A 21,471-nucleotide genomic window follows, 5' to 3' on the forward strand; every position below is an offset into this window, starting at 1 on the left:
GGGAAATTTAGGTTTTATTTAATCTATGTGCTTACGGCTACTTTCATTATGATGAGAGACAACGAAATGTTGATTTATTTTAAATTGATTAATGGATAAAGGAAAAGAGTTTTTACCAACTGCCAGCGATTGCTAGGAGAAAGTTGAAGGGCTTGTTTTTGTAGTTCTTGAAATGTTATATAAAATTACCAATAAGTACCTATTCCAGTCAAAGGATGTTTATTAAACCTAGCAGATACTTAATCTTGAATATCATCTAAAACTCGTGAAATCATAACTTTTAGTCTTGGAACATCTTCAACCACCGCTTGCCAAACAATCTCCACATCCGTATTGAAATAATTATGAATCAGTTTATCTCGCATTCCAGCAACATCTCTCCAAGGAATATCAGGGTACTCCTGCCTGACTGAATCTGGTATGTGTTTTACTGTTTCACCAATAATCTCAATGGCTCTAGAAACGGCAAAGACCTTCTCTAAGTTTTGGGAGAAATCATCAAGTTCAATCCCAGTTGTAAATTGCTCAATCGCACCGACCGCATCCAAAATATCCTGTAAATAATCCTGAATCTGCCGCTGAGTCACAAATAAACAACCTCTGCCAAAATCCGTTCACCAATTCGGGGTTTCAAGCCAGCTTTATGAACCAAATCCACTTTGCACCCAAAATGATCAGTCAGGTAGTTTTCTAAATTGATAAACTTCAAAAGGCTGGGTGTTTGAGAAAATTCTACAAGTATATCTACATCACTAGTGTCTGTTTGTTCTTGCCTGACGTAGGAACCAAAAACTCCAAGTTCTTTAACGTGATAGCGTTCTTCAAGAACAAGTTTATTGGCTTCTAACCATGACATGATTTCTCCTAATGTTTTCATAATTCTGGTGCTCTTAAGGTAACGGTTAGAAAATTCATCCTTTATCAAAGCCCAGACGGAGGGAATAAAATTTCTAGATCATTCGGTAAAACTACAGGAATCTCTGAATTGACAAATCCCGATAAATCACGGGTTACAATAGCATCTAGGTTATATGCGATTGCACAGGAATACTGAACTGCATCCTCATAATCTTGAAAATTAAGTTTAATTGCTTGTTCTAAGACCTCCTGATCAACTGTACAAATATTGAGACTAGAAAGAATTTGAATAACAGAGTTTTTTGCCACTATAGCCCCAACTCCACGGCGGACAATATAGTAAATATTTGTAATCGTTGTAGCCGCAATAAATCCTTCGATCTCTCCTCTATCAATTCGGGCAAAGAGTTCCGCTGCGCTTTCAACAAAAGGTTCTCGTTCCTGTAGAAAATCAAGCACAACGTTAGTATCAATTAGAAGCCTCATTACCGATATTTCTCAGTTAAATAAGTAATGTAATCTTCTTGATCATTTATTTCTGTTGAGGTCATTGGAGTTTTAGCAATTCCTCTTAGGCTTGATAAATTTCTTTGTTTTAATTCGGGATTAGCTTCTTGTTTCAAAGAGTCTAAAAGAGTTTTCACCAATTGCCAGCGATCACCAGAGGAAAGTTGAAGGGCTTGTTTTTTGAGTTCTTGAATTGTCATGCTTAAGTCTCGTTAAATGTGAAGTAAATTCTATGTTTTAAGGTTCAGGTATTGCTTTATCCAAACTCGATGTGAAAGAAACGCTCCTTTTTACTAACGGATTGATATTCAGCTTTTAGATCGCCTTTGAAAACCAAATATTTAGCGGCTAGATCAAAGTTAAAATCAAAGCTTTCAGTATAGGTGTTCCGCAAAGTGTATTTTTGAATTTTATTAGGGTTGTAGCAACGGCTCTCAAATATAGAAAGCAGTTTACTATCATCAGAAAACCAGAGGGAGTTTTTGAGTAAGTTTGGATCAATCTGAACAGGCTTGCCTTCAAATTCAACGACTAATTCCTTACCAACTTCAATTTTGCCGCTCAGTTGAGTATCAATTTTGCCATCTACGAAGATTGTTTTAGCCCCTACCGATGCCGCTCCAGATTCAGAATCACTATCTTTTTCAACAATTCTTAGAGTTTTTGCTCCCATGCGTCCGAGTAGAATAATTAACTCATCATCCTTTTCTAAGGCAAGGTTTTTGTGATAACGCTCTAAGCGAGTGAGTCGTTTTGTATCTCGTGGGTGAAGTGTATAGGTTCCTAAAGAAAGATTTGATGAATTAGGATATTGAGAACGTGCCAATTCTAGAGAAGTGACCTGGACTTGTTCTGAATAAGATTGAAAATGAGTAACTATTTCCTCTACGGTCGTTTCTATTGTCAACTTAACAAGTGCATCTCTATGCTTTTTATCAGAGTACAACCTTCTGTACGCTTCAGTACCACCTGGAATCGCAATTAATGCAGATAAAAAAGCAAAATCGGCAATATTTTCTCCGTTCTTAAGTAAATTTTCAAAAAAATTCATCTTATAGGTTAATTTTACTCTTTCTAAAATGTTTTCTGATTCCTGACTAAGAAATTTATTTGAATCGAAGGAATTTGAAAGATGGTTTATCTGAGGTGATATTTTTAGATCGGGTGAGTCTTGATGGACTACTTTGATAATTTTCATAAGGTATAACCGGACTACTCCCTAGAATTCTAGCCCAGGCTTCCTCTTATCTACTTTGATTGCCTTTAAAGTGACTTACACCAGGCCAATGGTAATCCAATAAATTTCTTCCAACCCGACACATAGGCCCGGCGGCTAAAGACATCGTAATTGTTTTGTTCAATCACATCCAAAATTTGCCGATACAGCATCAACGCCGACCAGACCGGCCACCGTGCATCCTTGTGTAAATAGCCTACACCTGCCTCGGCCTGGACATAAAACTCTTGAGCCCGGGCAATTTGGAACTTCATCAACTCTCGCCAGTTCCGATTCACCACCCCATTTAAAAGTTCTTCTTCGGAATAGTTAAATGCTGCCAAATCTTCTAAAGGCAAATAAATCCGTCCCCGCCGGACATCCTCACCCACATCCCGCAAGATATTGGTTAACTGATTCGCCACCCCCAACGCCACTGCTTGTTCTGAGAGCGTTCCCCTGGCCTGGTAGGGATTGACCCACGGCGATTTCAGTTGATCATTAAATGGTTCAGCCCCCATCACCGCCAAAGACATCAAGCCAACAGTTCCCGCCACTCGATAGCAATAGAGGTTGAGATCATCAAAGCTGGTGTAGCGATTCCGGTATAAATCCATCCGTTGCCCAGCAATCATATCCCGGAAAGGCTGAATATCCTGGGGAAACTTATCCAGCGTATCCACTAGCGCCAAATCCATCCCATCATGGGGTTTGCCAGCAAAAATATCTTCGAGGCGGGCTTCCCAATCATCAAGGGTTTTGGGAGTAGTTAAAGCAGCATGGGGTCCATCCACCAATTCATCAGTCCGCCGACACCAAACATAGATCGCCCAAATAGCTTGACGCTTAGCAGGGGGCATTAACAAAGTGCCGAGATAAAACGTTTTAGCGTACTGGGCCGTGACTTGCCGACATTGTTCGTAGGCCGCGTCTAATGGGACAAGGGGGGGCGAGTACTCTGGTCTAGACAGTTGCAGCATCAACAAGAGTCGCAGTAGAGGGCAAAGATTCAGGCACGTCTAGTTTGGCATTGGTAATGGCCTGCGCTGTCAGCTTACCAGAAAGCACTGCCCCTTCCATACTGCCTAAATACTCTTGATAAGTATAACTGCCTGCCAAAAAGAAGTTGGGGATCACCGTGGCCTGGGTTGGGCGAAATTGTTGCCGGCCTGGGGTGGCTGTATAAACCGAGCGGGGCGTTTTAACCACGGCTGTTTTCAAAACCTTGACAGGTTCAGGGAGATGGTCTGGGAAAAGCTTGGTCAGTTCTGCCAGCGTGGCCTGGATGATGTCATCGTTAGAGCGGCCAATCCAATCTTCCGCCGGGGCTAAGACCAATTCCAACATCGAGCGATCCGGATCTTCGTACTCTTTGCAGGTGGTGCTCATATCCGCGTAAACACTGAGGAGATTTGACCGGGAAAACAGAAGATGATCTACGGTGGGTAACTTCTGATCAAACCAAATTTGGACATTAATCACAGCTACCCCTTCCAGGCCCTGAAGCATTTGAAAATTGGGCAGTTCTTTCCACGGCTCTGGTAACAATAACTTCAAGGCATCTACGGACATGGCTGATACATAGGCATCCGCAGTGATTTCCCGCTCCGGTTGACCGTCATAGCCCCGAATCCGAAACGCCTTAACAGAGCCATCCTCATTCAAGAGAACTTCCTTCAAAGAAGCATTGGTATGAAACTCGCCACCCCGCTCTGTTACATAATCCATAATCGGCTGGCAAAGACGCTCTGGGGGCGCACCATCTAAAAAAGCAATCTTAGAGCCGTAACGTTCTTTGAGGAAGCGGTTAATAGCAGTTAGGGGAATGGTTGCAGAGACATCTTCGGGGTTAATGAATGTCAATGCCTTAGATGCAGCAATAAAAATATCAGAATTGACCCGCTCATCAATGCCCTGTTGCTCGAGCCACTCCAAAAGGCTGTACTTGTCCATGTCCTCCACATACTTTTGCCCCCGGATAATCGCTGGAATTAACCCCCAAGCAAAGCGAACCTTCTGTTCCCAGGTCAACATATCGTTATTGCGCAGGATCGAGACAATCACATTAAAGGGAGCGGGAATATCTGGGACATCAAACCAAGAAAGTACCCCCGGCTTTTCCGGCTGGTTAAAAATGAGGGCATGGCGCTTCCATTGCAGCCGATCCAGGATGTTTAACTCTCCCATCAGTTGCAACATATTCGGGTAAGCCCCAAAAAAGGCATGCAGGCCAGTTTCAATCCAGTCCCCATCCTTATCTTGCCAGGCCGCCACCAGGCCACCAAACACAGCCGATCGCTCAAACACAATCGGTGTATGACCTGCATCAACTAAGTATTTAGCGCAAGATAATCCGGCTAACCCGCCCCCAGCAATGGCAACTCGCATGAGCAAACCTAAAAATTCTTAGAAATTCGTTTTCATTATAGTTTACAAAATGTTACGATTTCCCCCTTTCGGCCAAGGAAGCTCTGGAGATTTTCGAGATAATTCCCTTGATTTCGCTTAATCTATGCCCCAGGCCTGGTCAAGGGGATATCGAACTAGGGATTATGTTAAGGGCAATAAAAATTTAAAAGACCGTTGTGAACATTTCTCCCTGGCAAACTCCTGCGTATCAACAACACGCCCAGTTTCTTTGGCAAAGTTTTCATCATTGGACAAGTCGTTGGTTAATCCCAAATTTATCCAACTCCTGGGAAACTTTATCACCCATTGAGAGAACGACTGCCCTCTTTGAGTATCCCAATCCGATTTTGTCCCACGACGGGCAACCCGACCCAATTTTTAACTATGGCAACCAGGCCAGCCTTAAGCTTTGGGAACTAGCTTGGGACGAACTGATTCAAATGCCATCCCGCCTCAGTGCGGAAACCCCAGCCCAGTCCGAGCGCGCCACCCTTCTCCAACGGGCCGCCCAACAAGGGGTGATTGAACACTATCGGGGGATTCGGATGAGTCGGACTGGTAAACGGTTTGAAATTCGCAATGCCACAATCTGGACAGTCCAAAATGATCAAAACCAGACCATCGGCCAAGCCGCAACGTTTGACCAGTGGGACTATTTGGGGGAGAAATGAGGATTTAGAAGTGAGAAATGGGGCTTGAAAGAAATGATGTTGTCCCTGCTCTCTTGCCGATATCTTCTTTGCTTGCGCCTTTTTCCTCACTACTGACTTGGGGGTTGGGCCGAGGCATCATTAGGGGCAGCGGGAAAATCTACACCCAGCACTTTTCCGTCCGGTTCCATAATCACGATCAGGTCATCGGTCAGTTTACTAAACTCAACTTTGATCACGATGATGGCTCCATCTACCCGCGATGAAAGCCGTTGGCGGAAGTCTCCGGTGCGCTTGACGAAAATTTCCCGTTTCCTTTGCAGAATAGCTGGTGGGTTTTCGGCTTGGGTTTGGGGAGCAAGATATTGCCAGGCCTGGTCATATTTTTGGGTAAAGAGGGCATCCACAAAGGCTTCGGCATTGGCCTGGAGTTGTTGCGGTGGGACTGGCTGGGCCTGGGCGAGTTGCCATGATTCAGTATTAGGCGAATGAATTGGAGTCGCGGCTACAGGGAAAACAATCCCCGATAATCCCCAGGCCAAACTTGCTAAACCCAGAGAAGCCTGCCAGGCCGGTAACTGCTGACTGAACATCACATTGAACATTTGGTTTAATCTCCTCACCCAAGCATTCTCACAGGGCCTATTCTAAGGGAGCCTGATTCCGTTAACCAATCTACAGACGAAATCCATCTCATTGAGTTGCAGCCTGTAGAGATTTGTGACTCCTGCCCCTATCCTCTCGGGGGGGATGTTAGGCTAGGGGGCAGCGTTTCAGGTTGTGGGCATGGTTGTCCTTTCAGAGGCTAATGTTATCTCTCCGTCCGTTACAGCAATAGAATTAAATTCAGCAAAAGAATTATCTGGGGCGAAAGAGCAGCGGGTGGCGGTATTGTTAATGGGCTATGGGGAAGTTGAGAGTTATGAAGATTTTGCCAATTACAACGAACAAGCTCTGAATCTGCTCACGGCCAAGTTTGCCCCAGTGCCGGCCTGGGTTTATCCCCCCTTGGCGCGACTATTAGCCCTTTTTGATCGCCATGAATGGGGACATCAGCATCACGATTTTATTTCACCTCACAACAAAATCTTTGAAGATCAGCGGGCCGGGATTGAAGCCCAGTTACAGGCCCATTGGGGAGAGCAAGTCACCGTTTTTAAGGCCTTTAATTTTTGCGCGCCCTATTTACCCAAACAGGTACTCACCGAAATCCAGGCCCAGGGGTTTGACCGCTTGCTGATTTATCCCCTTTTGGTCGTGGATTCAATTTTTACCAGTGGGATTGCCGTTGAGCAGGTGAATGCCGCCATCAGTGAGATCAATGCCGAACTAACCGCCGCCGATCAGCCGGCCTGGTTGCCCCAAACCCGGTATATTCCCTCCTTTTTTAATCGCCCGGACTACATTCAGCTTCTCGCCCAAATTGTCGAAACCCAAATTCAATCCCAGTGGCTTAAAACCTATGCCCCCAGCCAAATCGGGATTGTCCTGATGAATCATGGCTGTCCCCATAAAGCGAAAGGATTTACCTCTGGAATTAGTGAAAGTCAGGCCCTCTATGAGTCTGTGCGGGAAGAGTTGATTTATCGGTATCCGCTCATTTCTGTGGGTTGGCTCAACCACGATACGCCGCTGATTGAATGGACACAGCCCGATGTCACCCAGGCCAGCAAAAATTTAATTCAACTGGGCGCGAAGGTCATTCTGTTTATGCCCATTGGCTTTGCCACCGAAAACCACGAAACCCTGTTGGATGTGCATCACATTATCCATGGCCTGGAAAAACACTATCCTGATGTTAGCTATGACCAAATGCCCTGTGTTAACGCAATGTCAGAGTTTTTGGACATGGTCGCGGCCTGGGCCAAACCTCATATTGCTGCTCTGACTACCCCTGAACCTCCAGTAACGTTAACTAACTCTGGCAGCAGCCCCAACGGCCATCACCACCACCATCACCATTAGGATCAGGCTCAACCAGTGGGAGTAGCGGGCCTGGGATAATGGTCAAGGTAAACCAATGGGGGCAAAACCATGAGTCAGACAACCGAACTCCTCGAAAAACTAGCGGCGGAAATTGGTCAGGAGGTTTACATCGACATCGCCCGCTGGCATTTGTACTTGGCTGAAGCCCATCTCCACACCAGGTTGGCCAATGAATTTTATCCCCATCTCAGCGGGAAACAACTCCAAGCTACGGATGTTAAAACTGTTCTAGGGAAAATTCTGGTGAAATTGGGGGATGGGCAGGCCGAGTTACCCTTAAGCGTCCTGATTCCCACTTCGGCCCAGGCCCGGCTTTTAGAAATTTTGCAAAATTGGCAGCAGGAACTCTAAGGACCACTAAGCAAACTTAATTTTCTGAGCCGCGTAGAGACACATTTTGAGGAGAACCAGGCCCTCTTTAACGTGTTGAATATTGGAACTGCCATAGCTGCGAGGAAAGTAGCGGACGGGAATATCTTGAATTTTTAAGCCTAGTTTTGCCGCCCCAAAGAGTAAGTCAAAATCTCCAAAGGGATCAAAGTCTCCAAAATAAACCCGATTTGCCGCCAAACGTTGATAGTTTTTCCGCGAAATCACCTTGGTTCCGCAGAGGGAATCTTTAATCCGGGTGTTCAACAAATAGGACAATAACCAAGCAAAAAACCGATTGGCCATCCGATTGAGCCAAGGCATTGCGGCTGAACTGACCGGATAAATGAGCCGACAGCCATTAGCCATCTCACAGCGTCCACTGGCCACAGCATCATAGAACTGGACTAAATCTTCCGGTTGGACGGTTAAATCTGCATCCAAAATCATCAAAACATCCCCACTGGCCATATCAAACCCCAAGCGCACCGCATCCCCTTTCCCTTTCCCCGTTTGCTGGGCAATTTTAATATCCCAGGCCTGGCCATACTCAGCCTGAACCCGTTGAATTTCTGACCAAGTGTTGTCGCTGGAGTGGCCTTCAATGAAAATAATTTCCGTATGTGTCCCCAGCCTGGGCATTCGCGTGACACAGCTTTCGATATTACCAGCTTCATTTCGGGCAGGAATAATGACGGAGCAGGTGTGATGTTGGGGTTGGGTCGGGTTGGCCTGGGGGCGGGCAATTAGGTATTCGGTCAAGCAAAGAGAATTAATCCAGGGGAGAGGGGCAATGTAACGATTCACCAGGCCACTCAGGAGGGGAATCCACTTGGGGATGAGCAGTCGTTTGCCCGTTGCCACCACATCCAAACCGGCCAAGTTCATTAGATTGGTTAAATCTTCCCGATTCAGCCAGTTGAGGGGGGGCATCGGCATCCGCTGACCAATCAAAGTTGCAACTCGTAAAATCAATTCCCAGGCCGGGTTGTGATAAATCAAAATAATCCGGGTTTTTGGGGTCGCGACCTGGAGTAGATTTTGAAAAGCTTTTTGGATATTCGTAAACTGACTCGCCGTATTCGCTAAAAGAATGTAATCAAATTCTCCTTTAGGTAAGCTTTCCTCCCCATTACCAACAAACAGATCTAGTTCCGGAAACCGGTTTTGGGCCGCTTCAATGGCCTGGGGGTTGAGATCAATGCCTGTTCCCTGGCCGGGTTGCACAGCCCCTAAGAGATGACCAAGACCCACCCCCACTTCTAGGACACTGGCCCCCGGCGACACATAAAATCGACACAGCCGTTCAATATCCTGGTGATAGTAACGATTCCGCCGCCGCCAGCGGGATAACTGTTCTGGTGAATGGCTTTTTGATAGAGAAGGTATTGTGGAAAGATTCATGTCCCGAGAAAATCAAACTCCTACAGAGATTTATCAAAAAGGATGAAGAGTATTATCTTACTCAATAAATTATCTATTCAAAATTTACTTTAAGATTGAAAATAATTAGACTGATTTTGAGTACAATACAATCACAAATAAGCACAGCTACTGCCTGAACTTGAGGCTATATGAATAATTTTCTCAAGATATATTCTTATATATAAGAATCAAGGTTATCTGTCGTAATATTTATTTTTTGCTGCGTTGTATGTCTTGTTTGGAACACTCTTTTTCTGGTTATAGTCATTTCGATATCAAAGCCCCAGGGATATTGCTGCCGAAAAATTAATATCAATTACCTCTGTGGGTAATCAACCACTAGGTTGTCATCCTCCTGATCTTTGTTCACCGCCGCTTATAGGAGCACCAGTCATATCCGTTGAAATACCGAAACTTGGTAATCAAAAGTATGCCTGGCTACATCCGGCAAATGACGGTGCTGACACCCTATGAGCTAATGGCTGAAGACTAGGGGTTTAGTCCAAATCTAGAAATTATCCAGAGGTAAATATCCCTGTTCTTGTTCGAGTACACTTTTCCCCAGGCCTGTCAACTCTTAATCTGGATGGTTCTAGGAAGTTGCGTTACCATATGAAGGCACTTAATAAAACGCAATAAGACTTCAGCCCTATGACGGTTGCTTACCCCAAAAAGTTACTCAATACCTACTCTGCCCGTGATATCCTCCAGCAAGTGGTTTTAGATCGGGAGATTCATCTCATTACCCTGAACCGCTATCGCTACAGTGAACAGCGCAGTTGCAAAGACCTGACTAATTTAATTGAGCAACTGAACGGACAGCCCCCTGAACTGATTAAAGACCTATCCCGTCACATTGCTGATGAAGCGCGTCATGCCATGTGGCTAACGGATTTGTTGGTGGACATGGGAACTGAGGTCAATACTCCCCCCGGCGTTTCCTACATCGAAGAATTTGAACGGCTTTTAGATGAGCATAAGCCCGGCAGTGATGAATTTTTAATCAATACTCTGGCGGCGATCAACGTCACGGAAAAACGGGGCTGTGAGTATTTTTCGGGTCATCTGTACGCTCTGAAAAAGGCCCCGCAAACTCCCGAAAACCAGGCCATTGCTGGGGTGATTGGGAAAATTCTCCCAGAAGAAGTCGGCCATGTGCGCTGGGGCAATCGTTGGTTAGCTCAATTAGCCCGCAAAAGTCCCGAAAACTGCCAAAAAGTCGAACTGGCCAAGCGTCGCTATGCCGCAATCGAGCAAGCGGCCTTTGAGTCTGGCCTGGATATTACTTTGGGGGCTGAATTACGCCGAGTTGGAAATCTCCTCGATATTGCCGAAACAATGCCCATGCTTAATCGGGTTTCCTATCTCGCAGAACGGCTCCCAAAAAGTCTTTTGGCCCCAGATTTACAGTTCAGTCGCTTTCATGCGGCCCAGCGGGCCTGGCAACGGAATCCTCAGGCGTTTATGGATCGATTTGTCCCCATGTTTTTAAATGGCATCCAAGGGAGTAAGCCTCCGAAGGTTCCAGCTAAAGTTGCTGATTAGGGGGATATCTATTTAGAGAAATTCAATTCCGATACCCCCTAGTATCTACCGCAACCCGCCCCAAGACTCTAAAATCAAGTTATCCCCCTGTATGGAGTTTGGTTTATCTTGCCCGTAAATGGTAGTTTCTTGGCTTTAGGCTCTGGTTTAGATTTGGTACTCCTGCACCATGATCAGAGGGTTACCCCGTGACTGACTTCGGGCGCGTCATTACTGCCATGATTACACCGTTTACGCCAGAGGGCGGGGTTAATTACGACTTGGCAGGAGAATTGGCGACTTACTTAGTTGAACATGGCTCTGATGGCCTGGTCATTTGTGGCACAACTGGAGAATCTCCTACCCTAACCTGGGATGAAGAATTTAAGCTGTTCCAAACCGTTCAGGCCGCAGTGGGCAAAAAAGCTAAGATTTTGGCCGGTACGGGTTCAAACTGTACTAAGGAGGCTATTTCTGCCACCTCCAAAGCCGCGGCACTGGGCCTGGATGGGGCCTTATTGGTAGTCCCCTACTATAATAAACCTCCTCAAGAGAGTTTATATACTCACTTTAAGGCCATCGCCGAGGCCGTGCCAGGTTTTCCGTTGATGCTCTACAACATTCCTGGCCGTACAGGTCAAAACCTGCTCCCTGAAACGGTGATTCGCTTGGCTGAATTAGAGAATATTGTCGCTATCAAAGAAGCGAGTGGGAACCTAGACCAGGCCAGCCAAATTCGCCGGCACCTGCCCCCGCCCTTTAGGATTTATTCCGGTGATGATTCCCTCACCTTGCCCCTTTTGGCCATTGGCGGCTATGGTGTAGTCAGTGTTGCTAGTCATCTGGTAGGAGAATCGTTGCAACAAATGGTGCAGGCTTTCGTTCAAGGCCAGGTTGAGACCGCCGCCACCCTACACTTACAGCTTTTAGACCTCTTCAAAGTGTTATTTGTGACCACAAATCCGATTCCCGTCAAAGCTGCATTAGAACTTCAAGGTTGGCCGGTTGGAGCCCCCCGCTTACCCCTCACCCCAGCCTCTGAATCGTTGCGTCAATCTCTCCACTCTGTGCTGACCTCCTTGCAACTTCTCTAGTCCCTGTCTAGAAAATGTTCTTTTAACAACACTGGGCCGGACGGATCAGGCCGGAGACTGCCTAGATTCCTAAAAATTAAAAGTTTTTTCTTGTTTATTTAATCCACCTCTTTAAGGAGACCTATGACCCAATCTGGTACAACCCCCGCCCTGAAAATTATTCCCCTGGGTGGCCTGCATGAAATCGGCAAAAATACCTGTGTGTTTGAATATGAGGACGAAATTATTCTCCTCGATGCCGGGTTAGCTTTTCCTACCGACGGGATGCACGGGGTGAATATTGTCCTGCCGGATATGACCTACCTGCGCAACAATCGCCACAAAATCAAAGGAATGATTGTCACCCACGGTCACGAGGATCATATTGGTGGGATTGCCTTCCATCTGAAGCAGTTTGATATCCCGGTGATTTACGGTCCCCGTTTGGCGATGGCTTTACTTCAAGGGAAGTTAGAAGAAGCCGGAGTATTGGATAAAACCGAGTTACGGAGTGTCCGCCCTCGCGATATGGTTCGCTTAGGTAAAAACTTTCTAGTTGAATACATCCGTAATACCCACTCCATTGCCGATAGTTGCTCTGTGGCGATTCATACTCCCTTGGGGGTTGTGATTCACACCGGTGACTTCAAGATTGACCATACCCCCGTAGATGGCGAGTATTTCGATTTTCAACGTTTGGCGGAACATGGTGAAAAAGGGGTCTTGTGTCTGATCAGTGACTCCACCAACTCCGAAGTTCCCGGCTATACCCCCTCCGAACGCTCCGTTTTTCCGAATTTAGAGCGAATTTTTATGCAGGCCCAGGGCCGGATTATCTTCACCACCTTTGCCTCTTCGGTGCATCGCTTAAATATGGCTCTGGAGTTAGCCGAGAAATATGGGCGGGTGGTCTCGGTGGTGGGTCGCTCGATGCTCAATGTGATTGCCCATGCTCGGAACCTCGGCTATATTAAATGCCCCGATAAGCTATTTGAGCCGCTCCATGTCATTCACAAGTATCCCGATAACAAGGTGATGATTCTGACGACCGGATCCCAAGGCGAGCCGATGTCGGGCTTAACTCGGATATCTAAAGGCGAGCATCACAAAGTTAAAATTCGCCCCACTGATACAGTTATTCTCTCGGCACATCCAATCCCTGGAAATACCATTGCCGTCGTTAACATGGTGGATCGATTGATGATGCAGGGAGCCAAAGTCATTTACGGTCGCGAGCAAGGTATTCATGTGTCTGGCCACGGCTGTCAAGAAGACCAAAAAATGATGATTGCCCTCACCCGTCCCAAGTTTTTCCTGCCTGTGCATGGGGAACACCGGATGCTGATCCGCCACAGTCAAACAGCGCAAAGTATGGGGATTCCGGCGGATAATATGGTGATTATTGACAATGGCGATGTAGTGGAACTGACTGAAAAATCCCTCCGTGTCATTGATAAAGTTCCAGCCGGAATTGAATTGATGGATCGGGGTGGCATCGTCAAGGCCCATGTCCTTCAAGAGCGGCAACAACTCGCGGAAGATGGGATTATTACAGTCGCAGCAGCGGTGGGAACCAATGGGCAACTCCAGGCCGACCCGGATGTTCATTTACGGGGTGTCGTGACTCCGATTGAGCATAGTGCTTGGCAGGCCTGGGTTCGGGCCACTTTAGAATCTTGCTTACGAGATCGCTGGTCAGATTACGCCCGCAATGGCAACCAAGATATTGACTGGATTGGCCTAAAAAACCACCTAGAACGGGAACTAGTGCGGCTGTTGCGCCGAGAACTCCAAGGCAATGCTGGCCTGTTGCTGTTGATCCAACCGATTGCGGTCAAAGGGGATACTCAAGCGACTAGTGGGCATCCGGTCAATAGCAAACCCCAGGCCAATGGTGCCAGTTCACCCACCCCCAATAGTTCACTGCGGCGGCGGCGGACAGCAACCTTGGCCTCCTAAGATGCTCCACAATTCGCTTTAATGGGTACAACTAGATATCAAGACTGGTATTTTTGCTCTACTTTGTTAATTTTGAGGATTGATTTTACAAAGGTGTAACTATGGCTGCCATGCCCCCTCCCGGCCGTGCTGATCTCGCTGAATTACGGCGGCTAAAATCTTTATTACCCCCAGAACTCCAAAGCTGGGTGATGCTTGAGCCGGCCAGTGGGGCTAACCCGCCATTGTTGGTTTCTGAAGAAATTGGCAAAGATGAAGTTGAAATCCAGGTGGATCTAGCTCGTTGGGATCAGTTAGCCAAAGATCAGCGAAATTTACTCTTCTGGCATGAAGTGGCCCGGATCCAGGCCGATACGATTCCTAAGGATGGCTGGGAAATGGCGGCGTTAGCCATTGGCTTGGGCGGGGCCGTGGGTGAGTTGTGGGTTCAGGATGGCTTATTATTGATGCTAGCCTTGGGCCTCTGTGGCTTTTCCGGCTATCGGCTTTATCAGAAAAATAATGGGGATAAGCTTCTCCGCCAGGCCATTGAGGCCGATGAAAAAGCCATTGGCTTAGCGGTGCGGTTTGGTTATACCTTACCTAATGCCTACAAAAGCCTGGGTAGTGCCCTAAAAGTCCTGATCGAGCAAACCCCCGCCCGCCGCCAACGGAAACGCTATGAAGCTCGCCTCCAGGCCCTCAAACAAAGTGCTGCCAAAGCTAAGGCTCGCAATCAAACCGTTGTGGCTGATGAACGGCCGATGGGAGCGATGCCACCCAAAACTCCGCGAACCGTGGAATAGGTTTGTCTTCTCTCCTGCGTTAGGGACTGCCCCTAGGCCTTCTGGGGATGAACCTGCTAAGATAAGGGACTGCATCTTAACCCTATAGATCCCAACGAGAGCGGTATCATGGCCTGTCCGAAGAAGAAAACCTCCAAATCAAAGCGGGATATCCGCCGATCCAACTGGAAACGGAAAGCAAGTCTGCAAGCTGACCGGGCTTTGTCCATTGGTAAATCTATTCTGACGGAGCGGGCTAAGGGCTTCTACTTCCCAGAACAAGACGATGCAGATGAGGAGTCTGAGTCCTAGTTTGCTGGAATTGTCCTTTAACCCGTTGGAATTGGCCTGGAATTTGTGGCTGAAGTTGTTCTAGAGCAGTTGTCCAAGTCCTATGGCGGGGCTGGCTCAGGGCATCTACCCATTTCAGTCCTGACAGATATTAACCTTAATATTCAAGATCAGGAGTTTATTGTCCTGGTCGGCCCCTCTGGTTGTGGGAAAAGCACATTATTGAGGCTGATTGCTGGCCTGGAGGAGCCGTCCGCGGGAAAGATTTGGGTTGGAGATCGCTGTGTCAATAACCTGCCCCCCAAAGCTCGGGACATTGCCATGGTTTTTCAAAGCTATGCCCTTTATCCCCATTTAACAGTGGCGGATAACCTAGCCTTTGGTTTACGGCGAAGTGTCGCTCCAGATATGCCAACCCCTACCCGGCCTGGTTTTCTAACGTTACCGCTTCCCTTGGCCAGTGGCTTACAAAAGTTGACTGGATGGCTGCCGAAACCCCTTCGTTACCGAGATCCTCGCGAATTAGCTATTCAACAGCGGGTTAACGCTGTGGCGACAATGCTGCAAATTGAACCCCTCCTCAACCGCTATCCCAAACAACTTTCTGGAGGACAAAAGCAGCGGGTCGCATTGGGTCGGGCGATGGCTCGCAATCCCCAGGCCTTTTTGATGGACGAACCCCTGTCTAATCTGGATGCAAAATTGCGAACGGAAACTCGGGCCCAAATTGTCCAACTCCAACGGCAACTGGGGGTAACAACGGTTTATGTGACCCATGACCAAACCGAAGCGATGACCATGGGCGACCGGATTGTTGTCCTACAAGGTGGCCAGATCCAACAGTTAGGAACTCCCTTAGACCTCTATCAACGGCCTGCAAATCGGTTTGTGGCCGAGTTTATTGGCTCTCCGCCGATGAATTTTGTCACAGGCCTGGTGAATGATCAGGGAGAATTTGTGGTTGGGGATTGGTCTTTGCCCTTAAAAAAACAAGCGCACATTAAGCAGGCCTGGCCAGGAAAACCCTTAACTTTAGGGATTCGGGCTGAACATCTTTATCCGGCATCAGACGGCCCCGGTCATCTTCTGGGAGTGGTTGCCCTAGTTGAAGCTCTCGGCCATGAAACATCCCTAGTCGTGGAGATTCAGTCTGTTCAAGAGGCCTTGGCCTGGCGCGTCCGAGTTCCAGCCCAACTGTTGGTGAAGGTTGGCGATTCTCTGTGGCTGAGACTGGATGAAGCGGCGATCCACTGGTTTGATCCAAATACTGGCCAGGTGCTATGTTCAGAACTTTAGTAACCGTCAGGGAATCAATACACATTGGATGTAAGTTAATCCCTTCACCCATCAAAAATCTCTTTCTCCAGGCCTGGGGAGTCAGTAAATTCGGTTAAAACACGAGAAGCTAACTAGAGTGTTACTCATTTAAAGCTAGATCGGGACAAGTCAGGCGATGCTTTATAGGTAGTCTTCTGAAAATTTCTATTTTCTCAGACCAGTCTGCGTAACGCTATGGTGCATGAATATTTAGCTAAATTGGCCATCGCCGCCGTTCTTGTAAAAAATTGTTAATTTTGGACTTGTTTAAAGTAAGCCAATTTCTTGCAAGCGTTGTTGTAGGTAGGCTCGCGCCGTGATCTCTGGAGTTAGTTGGACATCGGGGTGGGGATGAATAAATAGGGGTAGAGAAAAGCGGGACTCTCCTGCAAGGGTATCTTCTGGGTTTACGACTTGGTGGGTCGTGGAGCAATAATAGCCCTGGCTGGCCAACTGCAACATATCCCCGACATTGACGACCAAATCCCCAGTTTCTGCTGGCACTCGATACCAGGCCCCGTGACGATCTTGAACTTCCAGGCCTGCCTGAGTTGCGGCTGGTAAGAGGGTAATCAAATTTACATCTTCATGGGCCGCGGCGCGGACAACTCCTCCAGGGACTGTTTTGGGTAGGGGGGGATAGTGCAAAATTCGCAAAAGAGTTTCGGGACTGTCTTGGGTCATCTTGACGAGGGATGGCTGAAACCGGGCCTGGATCTCTGGGGGACAATGGGCCTCTAGCCAGGTTAATAAGTCTGCACCGATACGGATTAGGGTTTGGAATAAGACCCAAGTTGCTCCTCCCAGGCCTGGTGGTAAGTCCTCCCGTGCGTAGAGATGGAAAAATTCTTTCAGGTCAGGATGAGCTTGGTTTTTGGCCCGTTCCATCTGAAATGGGAAATACCCCCGTTGGCGTTGCGGATCAAAGGTGTAGTTAAATTTCTCATCAGAACTGAAAAAAGTCTGCCAATCAGCATACACCTGTTCAACCAGGCCGGCGGGAATCGGCGGAGACTCCAAGACTGCAAAACCAATGTCATGGAGAGAGGCTGTAAACTCTACCGCCGCAGTGGGGGCCTGGTAATCAATCCGCACTAAGCCAGACATAATTGAGTGCATCACCTAAAAACCGTTAAACATCACCATAATCCCACTCCTAATCTCGAAAAGTGCTGTGGTTGATATTTTTCCGGAGATTTTTCTGTATTTTGGCCAACTAACCTTAGGGATAGTTCGGGGAAGGGTGCGATTGGGCATCAGCGCCTAATTGAATGGTGATATCAGAATCTAAAACCCCCGTACTTTCAACTCGCACTTCCCCAAATCCAAGGGCAATCCGAATGGCCTGGGCTGTAGCTAAATTTCCCTGTTGGGCAATAATCCGGGTTGTGGCTAAGGGTTCGTCCCAGGCCTGGCCGAAATAGACATTGCTATATCCAGCCTCCCCTAGTTTTTTGATCGTTTGTGAGAGGGTCGGATGGGTAGATGCTGGCTCTGGGGAAGAGCCTTGATTTGCAAGGGAGCCAGAGGGTTGAATGGCAATCCTGATCCGGCTGGGTTGAGTTTCTGTCAGAGTTTCATCCTGATGATCTCGGAAATGACTATTGACCAGGGCTTGAATTGCCCCATAGCGAGGTAGCCAATAGCTGGGGGTATTGGAGTCTTGGCCATTGTTGCTGAAGTAACCTGGGAGCATCAGCATTTGCATTTGGGAGCGGGGAAGGTTGCTGATGAATCCTGCCAGTTGGCCAATTTCCTGAAGACTGAGATTGGTATCGAGATTTTCCTGGACAACATTGAGAATTTGGGGAATCCGGGACAGGGTTTCTGGCTTCAGGGATTGTTCAACTGCGGCCCGAATTACAGCTTGTTGGCGTTGAATCCGGCCAATATCCCCCAACTCGTCATAGCGAAATCGGAGTAGATCATGGGTTTTTTGACCATCCAGATGTTGCTTCCCAGCTTTCAGGTCAATATTTAGGCGTTGGCTGTCATCTCGATATTTCATGTCTTTGGAAACATAAAATGTCACTCCACCGAGGGCATCCACCAGCTTGGTTACGCCTTGGACATTAATTCTCAGGTAGCGATCAATCTGCACCCCACCCAACAGTTGACTCACCGTTGCCGCTGTCAGGGCTGGGCCACCCAAAGCATTGGCTTCATTGATTTTGGCATCGCCCCGACCGGAAATAGATGTCAGGGTATCACGGGGAATGGAGAGCATCACCAATCGCTGTTCTTGGGGATCAAATCTAAGGAGGAGGAGAGTGTCGGATAGTCCCTCAAGGGAGTTGACATTGGCATGGTAGGTTAGGCCAGAGGGGGGCGGGGCATCTACATCGGCAGTTAAGACACTGGTGCCGATCACCATCAAAGTTAGGGGACGATCCAGTTGCAACGTATTCCCAGGGGCCTGGGAGAAAACCGCAGCTTCTGTGGGACTAAGGGCTTTTTGCTGTAAGGGTGTGCTGTGGGAAATAACGGCTACCAGGCCCCCCAACGTAGCTGATATTAAGCCAACTCCCAACCAACCCGCTAACCACCAAAACCGATGAAACTCATTGGGTACTGCTGCAAGAGATACTTTTACAGGGTTGGTAGAAGAGTGATTGGGTGAACGACGGAAACGGATAAACAATCTCAACCTACAAAAGAGAAACCAATCCTAAAGAAAATCATGATTTTATGCAGGCTAGCACAGAGCTTCCGAGCAAGACTCGGGATCACGGCCAGTTTTAGAAGTGACCCTTACCTTGAACATGGCAAGAGGCAAGTTAGAGGGGGTTAATGGCAATGGCCCGTGGGAGTAGAGCTAGGGTTAATGGCGGAATTGGGGGGGACATCAAGGGCAGGATTCCGGTCAAAGAAGCCAAAGGGTTTGAGATGAAACCCAATATAGGCAGTCGGCATAATCGGCCAATCTTCCGGGCGGGGAATGTGATGATGGCCAAAGTTGTACCAAACCACCACATCAGTGTTTTCAATGGGGCGATTAGCCTGTGTCCATTTTTGTAAGCCCTCACCGCCGGGATGTTGATTGGGATGATCACCGGCCGGGAAATTTTCATCGGGATGATAGGGTGTTGCCCAAAAGTGAGTATTGAGAAATCCCGCCCGTTTCATCACCCAGGCCTGGTCATTGGCAAAGGGTAAACAGGTTTCACTGGGAATGAGTTTATAGGCCACCGGCTGTCCCAGATAGTTCTTAAGGTTAGGATTCGTGATTAACCAACTGCGGGCAATAAACGGATCCACCAACTGCTGGGCTTCCTGTTCAGTTTTCAGTAAGGTTTTCTTCGCGATAAACGCATTCATTTGGGGATTATCGGGGCCTGGAGGAACAGCTTCGGAGTGGGTCTCAAAGACAGAATTTTCTTCACCATCAATACTCATATCCAAGCGCATACAAAAGAAATGTTGATGATTTAAGGCATTGAGTTCGGGTGCAACTAGCGTTCCATAATCCGGTGTATTTCCAACTGCGGCACAGAGTAAGATTCCGGTTAATTTCACCTCATACTGAATCGTCCCATCCTGATAGAAATACCAGAAAAAGCCATACTCATAGTTATCAATCGAAGCAATAAACGACAGGACTAATCGCCGCGACCGCCGCACTTCTGTAGCCTCTAACCGCCAATCTACGTGTTTCCAGAGAATGCCATAATCTTCTTCATGGAGGCAAATTGCGTTTTCAATCAGCACCGCGCCTCCCCGACTGTCATTGACCACTGCATCAAAGTAGTAGATTTCCCCCAAGCAATCACAGCCGAGTTTGAGGGAATTGGCTAAACTACCCAGGCCAATTTCACCCACATCAAAGGCATTTTTGCGAACGTGTTGGGGGCGCGGATCACCGTAGGGAACCACCATTTCCGCCATTGAAGCTCGATACATAATTGGCCGGACGCGCCCTTGATCTTCATAGCCCACTGTGTAGAGGACGAGGCCCTCCCGCGGGGTAAAGCCAACTCGTATTTGCCACTTCTGCCATTTAATTAACTGTCCCAAAACTTCAAAGCTGGGGCCATTAGGTTGGACAATCTGGAGGGGTTTAATATCGGTGCGAGGATTTTTAATAAACTCGGCGGCATAATTGCCATCGGTGGGCGGGACTGGCACCACTCCGTAATCTTCAATCTTGATCACCTGCATTTTGTTGAGATCAATCACCGGAACCAGGCCCTCAATGGGGTGAGCATAGGCATTATCGTGGGGACTCATCCGCAGCCAAACGATAGCCCGCGCTAACCGAATTCCTTTCTCTTCGGGAATATCGAAATAGCCAGGCACCCAGGGATCGATCATGACTAAATTCAGGTTGCTAATTCCCCGCCGTTTCACCGCGGCCTGGAAATCGGGATGGGCTTTAATCGCTTGCTCGGCTTCCACCACTTCATCGGTCATGATCCGGGGTGTAGCTCCAGGAATTTCCGTCCAGGCCCCGACCGTTCCCAGATTCAAATTCACTACGGCTTCATAGGTTTTGCCAGTGTCATTATCTAAGAGGACAATCTTGGCCTGGCGCAGAATCCCATCTCCGGGCTTGAAGCCGTAAACCACCGCTTTGTCTGGTTCGTGGAGGGTGACGGTGGAAAAGCGATAATGCCGCCCTAAGTGTTTCTCTGACTTAACAATAGCCACCGCTGCCGCTACTTCTGACAGGGAGAGGGGATCAAGGGGGTGGGAAAATTCCAAGGTCATGGCGTTTGGAGAATGGCAGGCCGTAGCAGTCATGATTTAAGCCGAGAAAGTAAAAGAAGGACTGATCCTATCTTGACGCAAAAATCTGAGGAGATGACTGCTTCCTTAACCGATGGCTTGGATCCACTCTTTAATTTCGTAATCAGTCCAAATCCCGTTTTGCCAATAGGGATCCCCCGTGACAAGAGCCTCGACAACCTTTTGGGATGCGGCTTCATAGATGGCTACAAACAGGGTCAGGTCTTTGGTGGGGCCAATGGTGATCAAGATGCCTTGTTCTTTTTGGGCTTGCAGGCCAGCGAGGTGAGCATCACGATAGGGGGCGCGTTTTTCTAGGACATCCCCACAGTAATGACCGATTGCCACAAACTTTGCCATAACCCAGCGTCTCAATTTCTTGTAGGTGTTTAGATTTT

General features: G+C 47.7%; 22 protein-coding genes and 1 pseudogene. 10 read left to right on the forward strand and 13 right to left on the reverse strand.

Annotated elements, in window-relative coordinates:
* Positions 1–239: 239 nt before the first annotated feature.
* The 7 genes from SYN6312_RS08000 to pds form a co-directional block, all read right to left on the reverse strand.
* Complete coding sequence (locus tag SYN6312_RS08000) at positions 240–587, reverse strand: DUF86 domain-containing protein (RefSeq protein ID WP_015124361.1); 348 nt, start codon at positions 585–587, stop codon at positions 240–242.
* Positions 584–856 (reverse strand): nucleotidyltransferase family protein, encoded by a 273-nt coding sequence (locus SYN6312_RS08005; protein ID WP_253276435.1) that lies wholly within the window; start codon positions 854–856, stop codon positions 584–586. Before SYN6312_RS08005 ends, SYN6312_RS08000 begins: the two co-directional genes overlap by 4 nt.
* Positions 857–921: 65 nt before the next feature.
* On the reverse strand, positions 922–1,344 hold the full coding sequence (locus SYN6312_RS08010; RefSeq protein ID WP_015124363.1) for a PIN domain-containing protein: 423 nt from the start codon (positions 1,342–1,344) through the stop codon (positions 922–924).
* On the reverse strand, positions 1,344–1,565 hold the full coding sequence (locus tag SYN6312_RS08015) for a hypothetical protein (protein ID WP_015124364.1): 222 nt from the start codon (positions 1,563–1,565) through the stop codon (positions 1,344–1,346). The genes SYN6312_RS08010 and SYN6312_RS08015 overlap by 1 nt, the downstream gene beginning before the upstream one ends.
* Positions 1,566–1,621: 56 nt before the next feature.
* Positions 1,622–2,563, reverse strand: coding sequence for a hypothetical protein (locus SYN6312_RS08020; RefSeq protein WP_015124365.1), 942 nt, complete (start codon positions 2,561–2,563; stop codon positions 1,622–1,624).
* Positions 2,564–2,628: 65 nt separating this feature from the next.
* Positions 2,629–3,561 carry a phytoene synthase gene (locus tag SYN6312_RS08025; RefSeq protein WP_015124366.1) on the reverse strand — a complete coding sequence of 311 codons (933 nt, stop codon included), beginning with the start codon at positions 3,559–3,561 and terminating at the stop codon, positions 2,629–2,631.
* Positions 3,545–4,969, reverse strand: a complete 1,425-nt coding sequence (gene pds / locus SYN6312_RS08030) for a 15-cis-phytoene desaturase (RefSeq protein ID WP_015124367.1) — start codon at positions 4,967–4,969, stop codon at positions 3,545–3,547. Before pds ends, SYN6312_RS08025 begins: the two co-directional genes overlap by 17 nt.
* Before the next feature lie 197 nt (positions 4,970–5,166).
* Between pds and SYN6312_RS08035 the strand changes: the two genes are divergently transcribed.
* Positions 5,167–5,661 (forward strand): MEKHLA domain-containing protein, encoded by a 495-nt coding sequence (locus tag SYN6312_RS08035; protein ID WP_015124368.1) that lies wholly within the window; start codon positions 5,167–5,169, stop codon positions 5,659–5,661.
* An 89-nt stretch (positions 5,662–5,750) separates the two neighbouring features.
* Here SYN6312_RS08035 and SYN6312_RS08040 read toward each other — a convergent pair whose 3' ends face one another.
* Positions 5,751–6,245: a hypothetical protein gene (locus SYN6312_RS08040; protein WP_015124369.1), complete on the reverse strand. Its 495-nt coding sequence runs from the start codon at positions 6,243–6,245 to the stop codon at positions 5,751–5,753.
* 181 nt (positions 6,246–6,426) lie between these two features.
* Here SYN6312_RS08040 and SYN6312_RS08045 point away from each other — a divergent pair, with 181 nt between their 5' ends.
* Entirely contained in the window at positions 6,427–7,605 is a 1,179-nt protein-coding gene (locus tag SYN6312_RS08045) for a ferrochelatase (RefSeq protein WP_015124370.1), read from the forward strand.
* 69 nt (positions 7,606–7,674) lie between these two features.
* Positions 7,675–7,977 (forward strand): DUF3181 family protein, encoded by a 303-nt coding sequence (locus SYN6312_RS08050; RefSeq protein ID WP_015124371.1) that lies wholly within the window; start codon positions 7,675–7,677, stop codon positions 7,975–7,977.
* 6 nt (positions 7,978–7,983) lie between these two features.
* On the opposite strand, the gene SYN6312_RS08055 is transcribed toward SYN6312_RS08050, so the two are convergent.
* Positions 7,984–9,399 (reverse strand): glycosyltransferase, encoded by a 1,416-nt coding sequence (locus SYN6312_RS08055; protein ID WP_015124372.1) that lies wholly within the window; start codon positions 9,397–9,399, stop codon positions 7,984–7,986.
* 672 nt (positions 9,400–10,071) lie between these two features.
* Here SYN6312_RS08055 and SYN6312_RS08060 point away from each other — a divergent pair.
* The 7 genes and pseudogenes from SYN6312_RS08060 to SYN6312_RS20970 all read left to right on the forward strand — a co-directional run bounded on the left by SYN6312_RS08060 (position 10,072) and on the right by SYN6312_RS20970 (position 16,327).
* Positions 10,072–10,965, forward strand: coding sequence for a ferritin-like domain-containing protein (locus SYN6312_RS08060; protein ID WP_015124373.1), 894 nt, complete (start codon positions 10,072–10,074; stop codon positions 10,963–10,965).
* Positions 10,966–11,153: 188 nt separating this feature from the next.
* On the forward strand, positions 11,154–12,038 hold the full coding sequence (gene dapA, locus SYN6312_RS08065; RefSeq protein ID WP_015124374.1) for a 4-hydroxy-tetrahydrodipicolinate synthase: 885 nt from the start codon (positions 11,154–11,156) through the stop codon (positions 12,036–12,038).
* Positions 12,039–12,161: 123 nt separating this feature from the next.
* The gene (locus SYN6312_RS08070; protein ID WP_015124375.1) at positions 12,162–13,976 is read left to right on the forward strand and encodes a ribonuclease J; all 1,815 of its coding nucleotides are present in this window, start codon (positions 12,162–12,164) and stop codon (positions 13,974–13,976) included.
* 101 nt (positions 13,977–14,077) lie between these two features.
* Positions 14,078–14,761, forward strand: a complete 684-nt coding sequence (locus tag SYN6312_RS08075; RefSeq protein WP_015124376.1) for a DUF3318 domain-containing protein — start codon at positions 14,078–14,080, stop codon at positions 14,759–14,761.
* Positions 14,762–14,869: 108 nt separating this feature from the next.
* Complete coding sequence (rpmF, locus tag SYN6312_RS08080) at positions 14,870–15,052, forward strand: 50S ribosomal protein L32 (RefSeq protein WP_015124377.1); 183 nt, start codon at positions 14,870–14,872, stop codon at positions 15,050–15,052.
* A gap of 45 nt (positions 15,053–15,097) precedes the next feature.
* Positions 15,098–15,703: pseudogene (locus SYN6312_RS20965) on the forward strand (ABC transporter ATP-binding protein); the annotation flags it as partial.
* A gap of 243 nt (positions 15,704–15,946) precedes the next feature.
* Positions 15,947–16,327, forward strand: a complete 381-nt coding sequence (locus SYN6312_RS20970; RefSeq protein ID WP_371257397.1) for a TOBE domain-containing protein — start codon at positions 15,947–15,949, stop codon at positions 16,325–16,327.
* A 288-nt stretch (positions 16,328–16,615) separates the two neighbouring features.
* Here SYN6312_RS20970 and SYN6312_RS08090 read toward each other — a convergent pair whose 3' ends face one another.
* The 4 genes from SYN6312_RS08090 to SYN6312_RS08105 all read right to left on the reverse strand — a co-directional run bounded on the left by SYN6312_RS08090 (position 16,616) and on the right by SYN6312_RS08105 (position 21,433).
* Complete coding sequence (locus SYN6312_RS08090) at positions 16,616–17,455, reverse strand: 2OG-Fe(II) oxygenase family protein (RefSeq protein ID WP_015124379.1); 840 nt, start codon at positions 17,453–17,455, stop codon at positions 16,616–16,618.
* Positions 17,456–17,570: 115 nt separating this feature from the next.
* A complete protein-coding gene (locus SYN6312_RS08095; RefSeq protein ID WP_015124380.1) occupies positions 17,571–18,989 on the reverse strand; it encodes an LCP family protein in 1,419 nt (472 codons plus the stop codon).
* Between the two features lie 146 nt (positions 18,990–19,135).
* Entirely contained in the window at positions 19,136–21,088 is a 1,953-nt protein-coding gene (locus tag SYN6312_RS08100; protein WP_015124381.1) for a primary-amine oxidase, read from the reverse strand.
* Between the two features lie 72 nt (positions 21,089–21,160).
* The gene (locus SYN6312_RS08105; RefSeq protein WP_015124382.1) at positions 21,161–21,433 is read right to left on the reverse strand and encodes a YciI family protein; all 273 of its coding nucleotides are present in this window, start codon (positions 21,431–21,433) and stop codon (positions 21,161–21,163) included.
* Positions 21,434–21,471: the final 38 nt, after the last annotated feature.

Source organism: Synechococcus sp. PCC 6312 (assembly GCF_000316685.1).
Taxonomy (GTDB): Bacteria; Cyanobacteriota; Cyanobacteriia; order Thermosynechococcales; family Thermosynechococcaceae; genus Pseudocalidococcus.

Bases quoted from the DNA above. Each gene is read 5' to 3' on its own strand.
- SYN6312_RS08040 (WP_015124369.1), bottom strand. From the start codon at position 6,245: ATGTTCAATGTGATGTTCAGTCAGCAGTTACCGGCCTGGCAGGCTTCT.
- SYN6312_RS08015 (WP_015124364.1), bottom strand. From the start codon at position 1,565: ATGACAATTCAAGAACTCAAAAAACAAGCCCTTCAACTTTCCTCTGGT.
- SYN6312_RS08010 (WP_015124363.1), bottom strand. From the start codon at position 1,344: ATGAGGCTTCTAATTGATACTAACGTTGTGCTTGATTTTCTACAGGAA.
- SYN6312_RS08050 (WP_015124371.1), top strand. From the start codon at position 7,675: ATGAGTCAGACAACCGAACTCCTCGAAAAACTAGCGGCGGAAATTGGT.
- SYN6312_RS08005 (WP_253276435.1), bottom strand. From the start codon at position 856: ATGTCATGGTTAGAAGCCAATAAACTTGTTCTTGAAGAACGCTATCAC.
- SYN6312_RS08055 (WP_015124372.1), bottom strand. From the start codon at position 9,399: ATGAATCTTTCCACAATACCTTCTCTATCAAAAAGCCATTCACCAGAA.
- SYN6312_RS08105 (WP_015124382.1), bottom strand. From the start codon at position 21,433: ATGGCAAAGTTTGTGGCAATCGGTCATTACTGTGGGGATGTCCTAGAA.
- SYN6312_RS08020 (WP_015124365.1), bottom strand. From the start codon at position 2,563: ATGAAAATTATCAAAGTAGTCCATCAAGACTCACCCGATCTAAAAATA.
- SYN6312_RS08090 (WP_015124379.1), bottom strand. From the start codon at position 17,455: ATGTCTGGCTTAGTGCGGATTGATTACCAGGCCCCCACTGCGGCGGTA.
- SYN6312_RS08025 (WP_015124366.1), bottom strand. From the start codon at position 3,561: ATGCTGCAACTGTCTAGACCAGAGTACTCGCCCCCCCTTGTCCCATTA.
- SYN6312_RS08100 (WP_015124381.1), bottom strand. From the start codon at position 21,088: ATGACTGCTACGGCCTGCCATTCTCCAAACGCCATGACCTTGGAATTT.
- SYN6312_RS08060 (WP_015124373.1), top strand. From the start codon at position 10,072: ATGACGGTTGCTTACCCCAAAAAGTTACTCAATACCTACTCTGCCCGT.
- SYN6312_RS08075 (WP_015124376.1), top strand. From the start codon at position 14,078: ATGGCTGCCATGCCCCCTCCCGGCCGTGCTGATCTCGCTGAATTACGG.
- SYN6312_RS08045 (WP_015124370.1), top strand. From the start codon at position 6,427: ATGGTTGTCCTTTCAGAGGCTAATGTTATCTCTCCGTCCGTTACAGCA.
- pds (WP_015124367.1), bottom strand. From the start codon at position 4,969: ATGCGAGTTGCCATTGCTGGGGGCGGGTTAGCCGGATTATCTTGCGCT.
- rpmF (WP_015124377.1), top strand. From the start codon at position 14,870: ATGGCCTGTCCGAAGAAGAAAACCTCCAAATCAAAGCGGGATATCCGC.
- SYN6312_RS20970 (WP_371257397.1), top strand. From the start codon at position 15,947: ATGAATTTTGTCACAGGCCTGGTGAATGATCAGGGAGAATTTGTGGTT.
- SYN6312_RS08070 (WP_015124375.1), top strand. From the start codon at position 12,162: ATGACCCAATCTGGTACAACCCCCGCCCTGAAAATTATTCCCCTGGGT.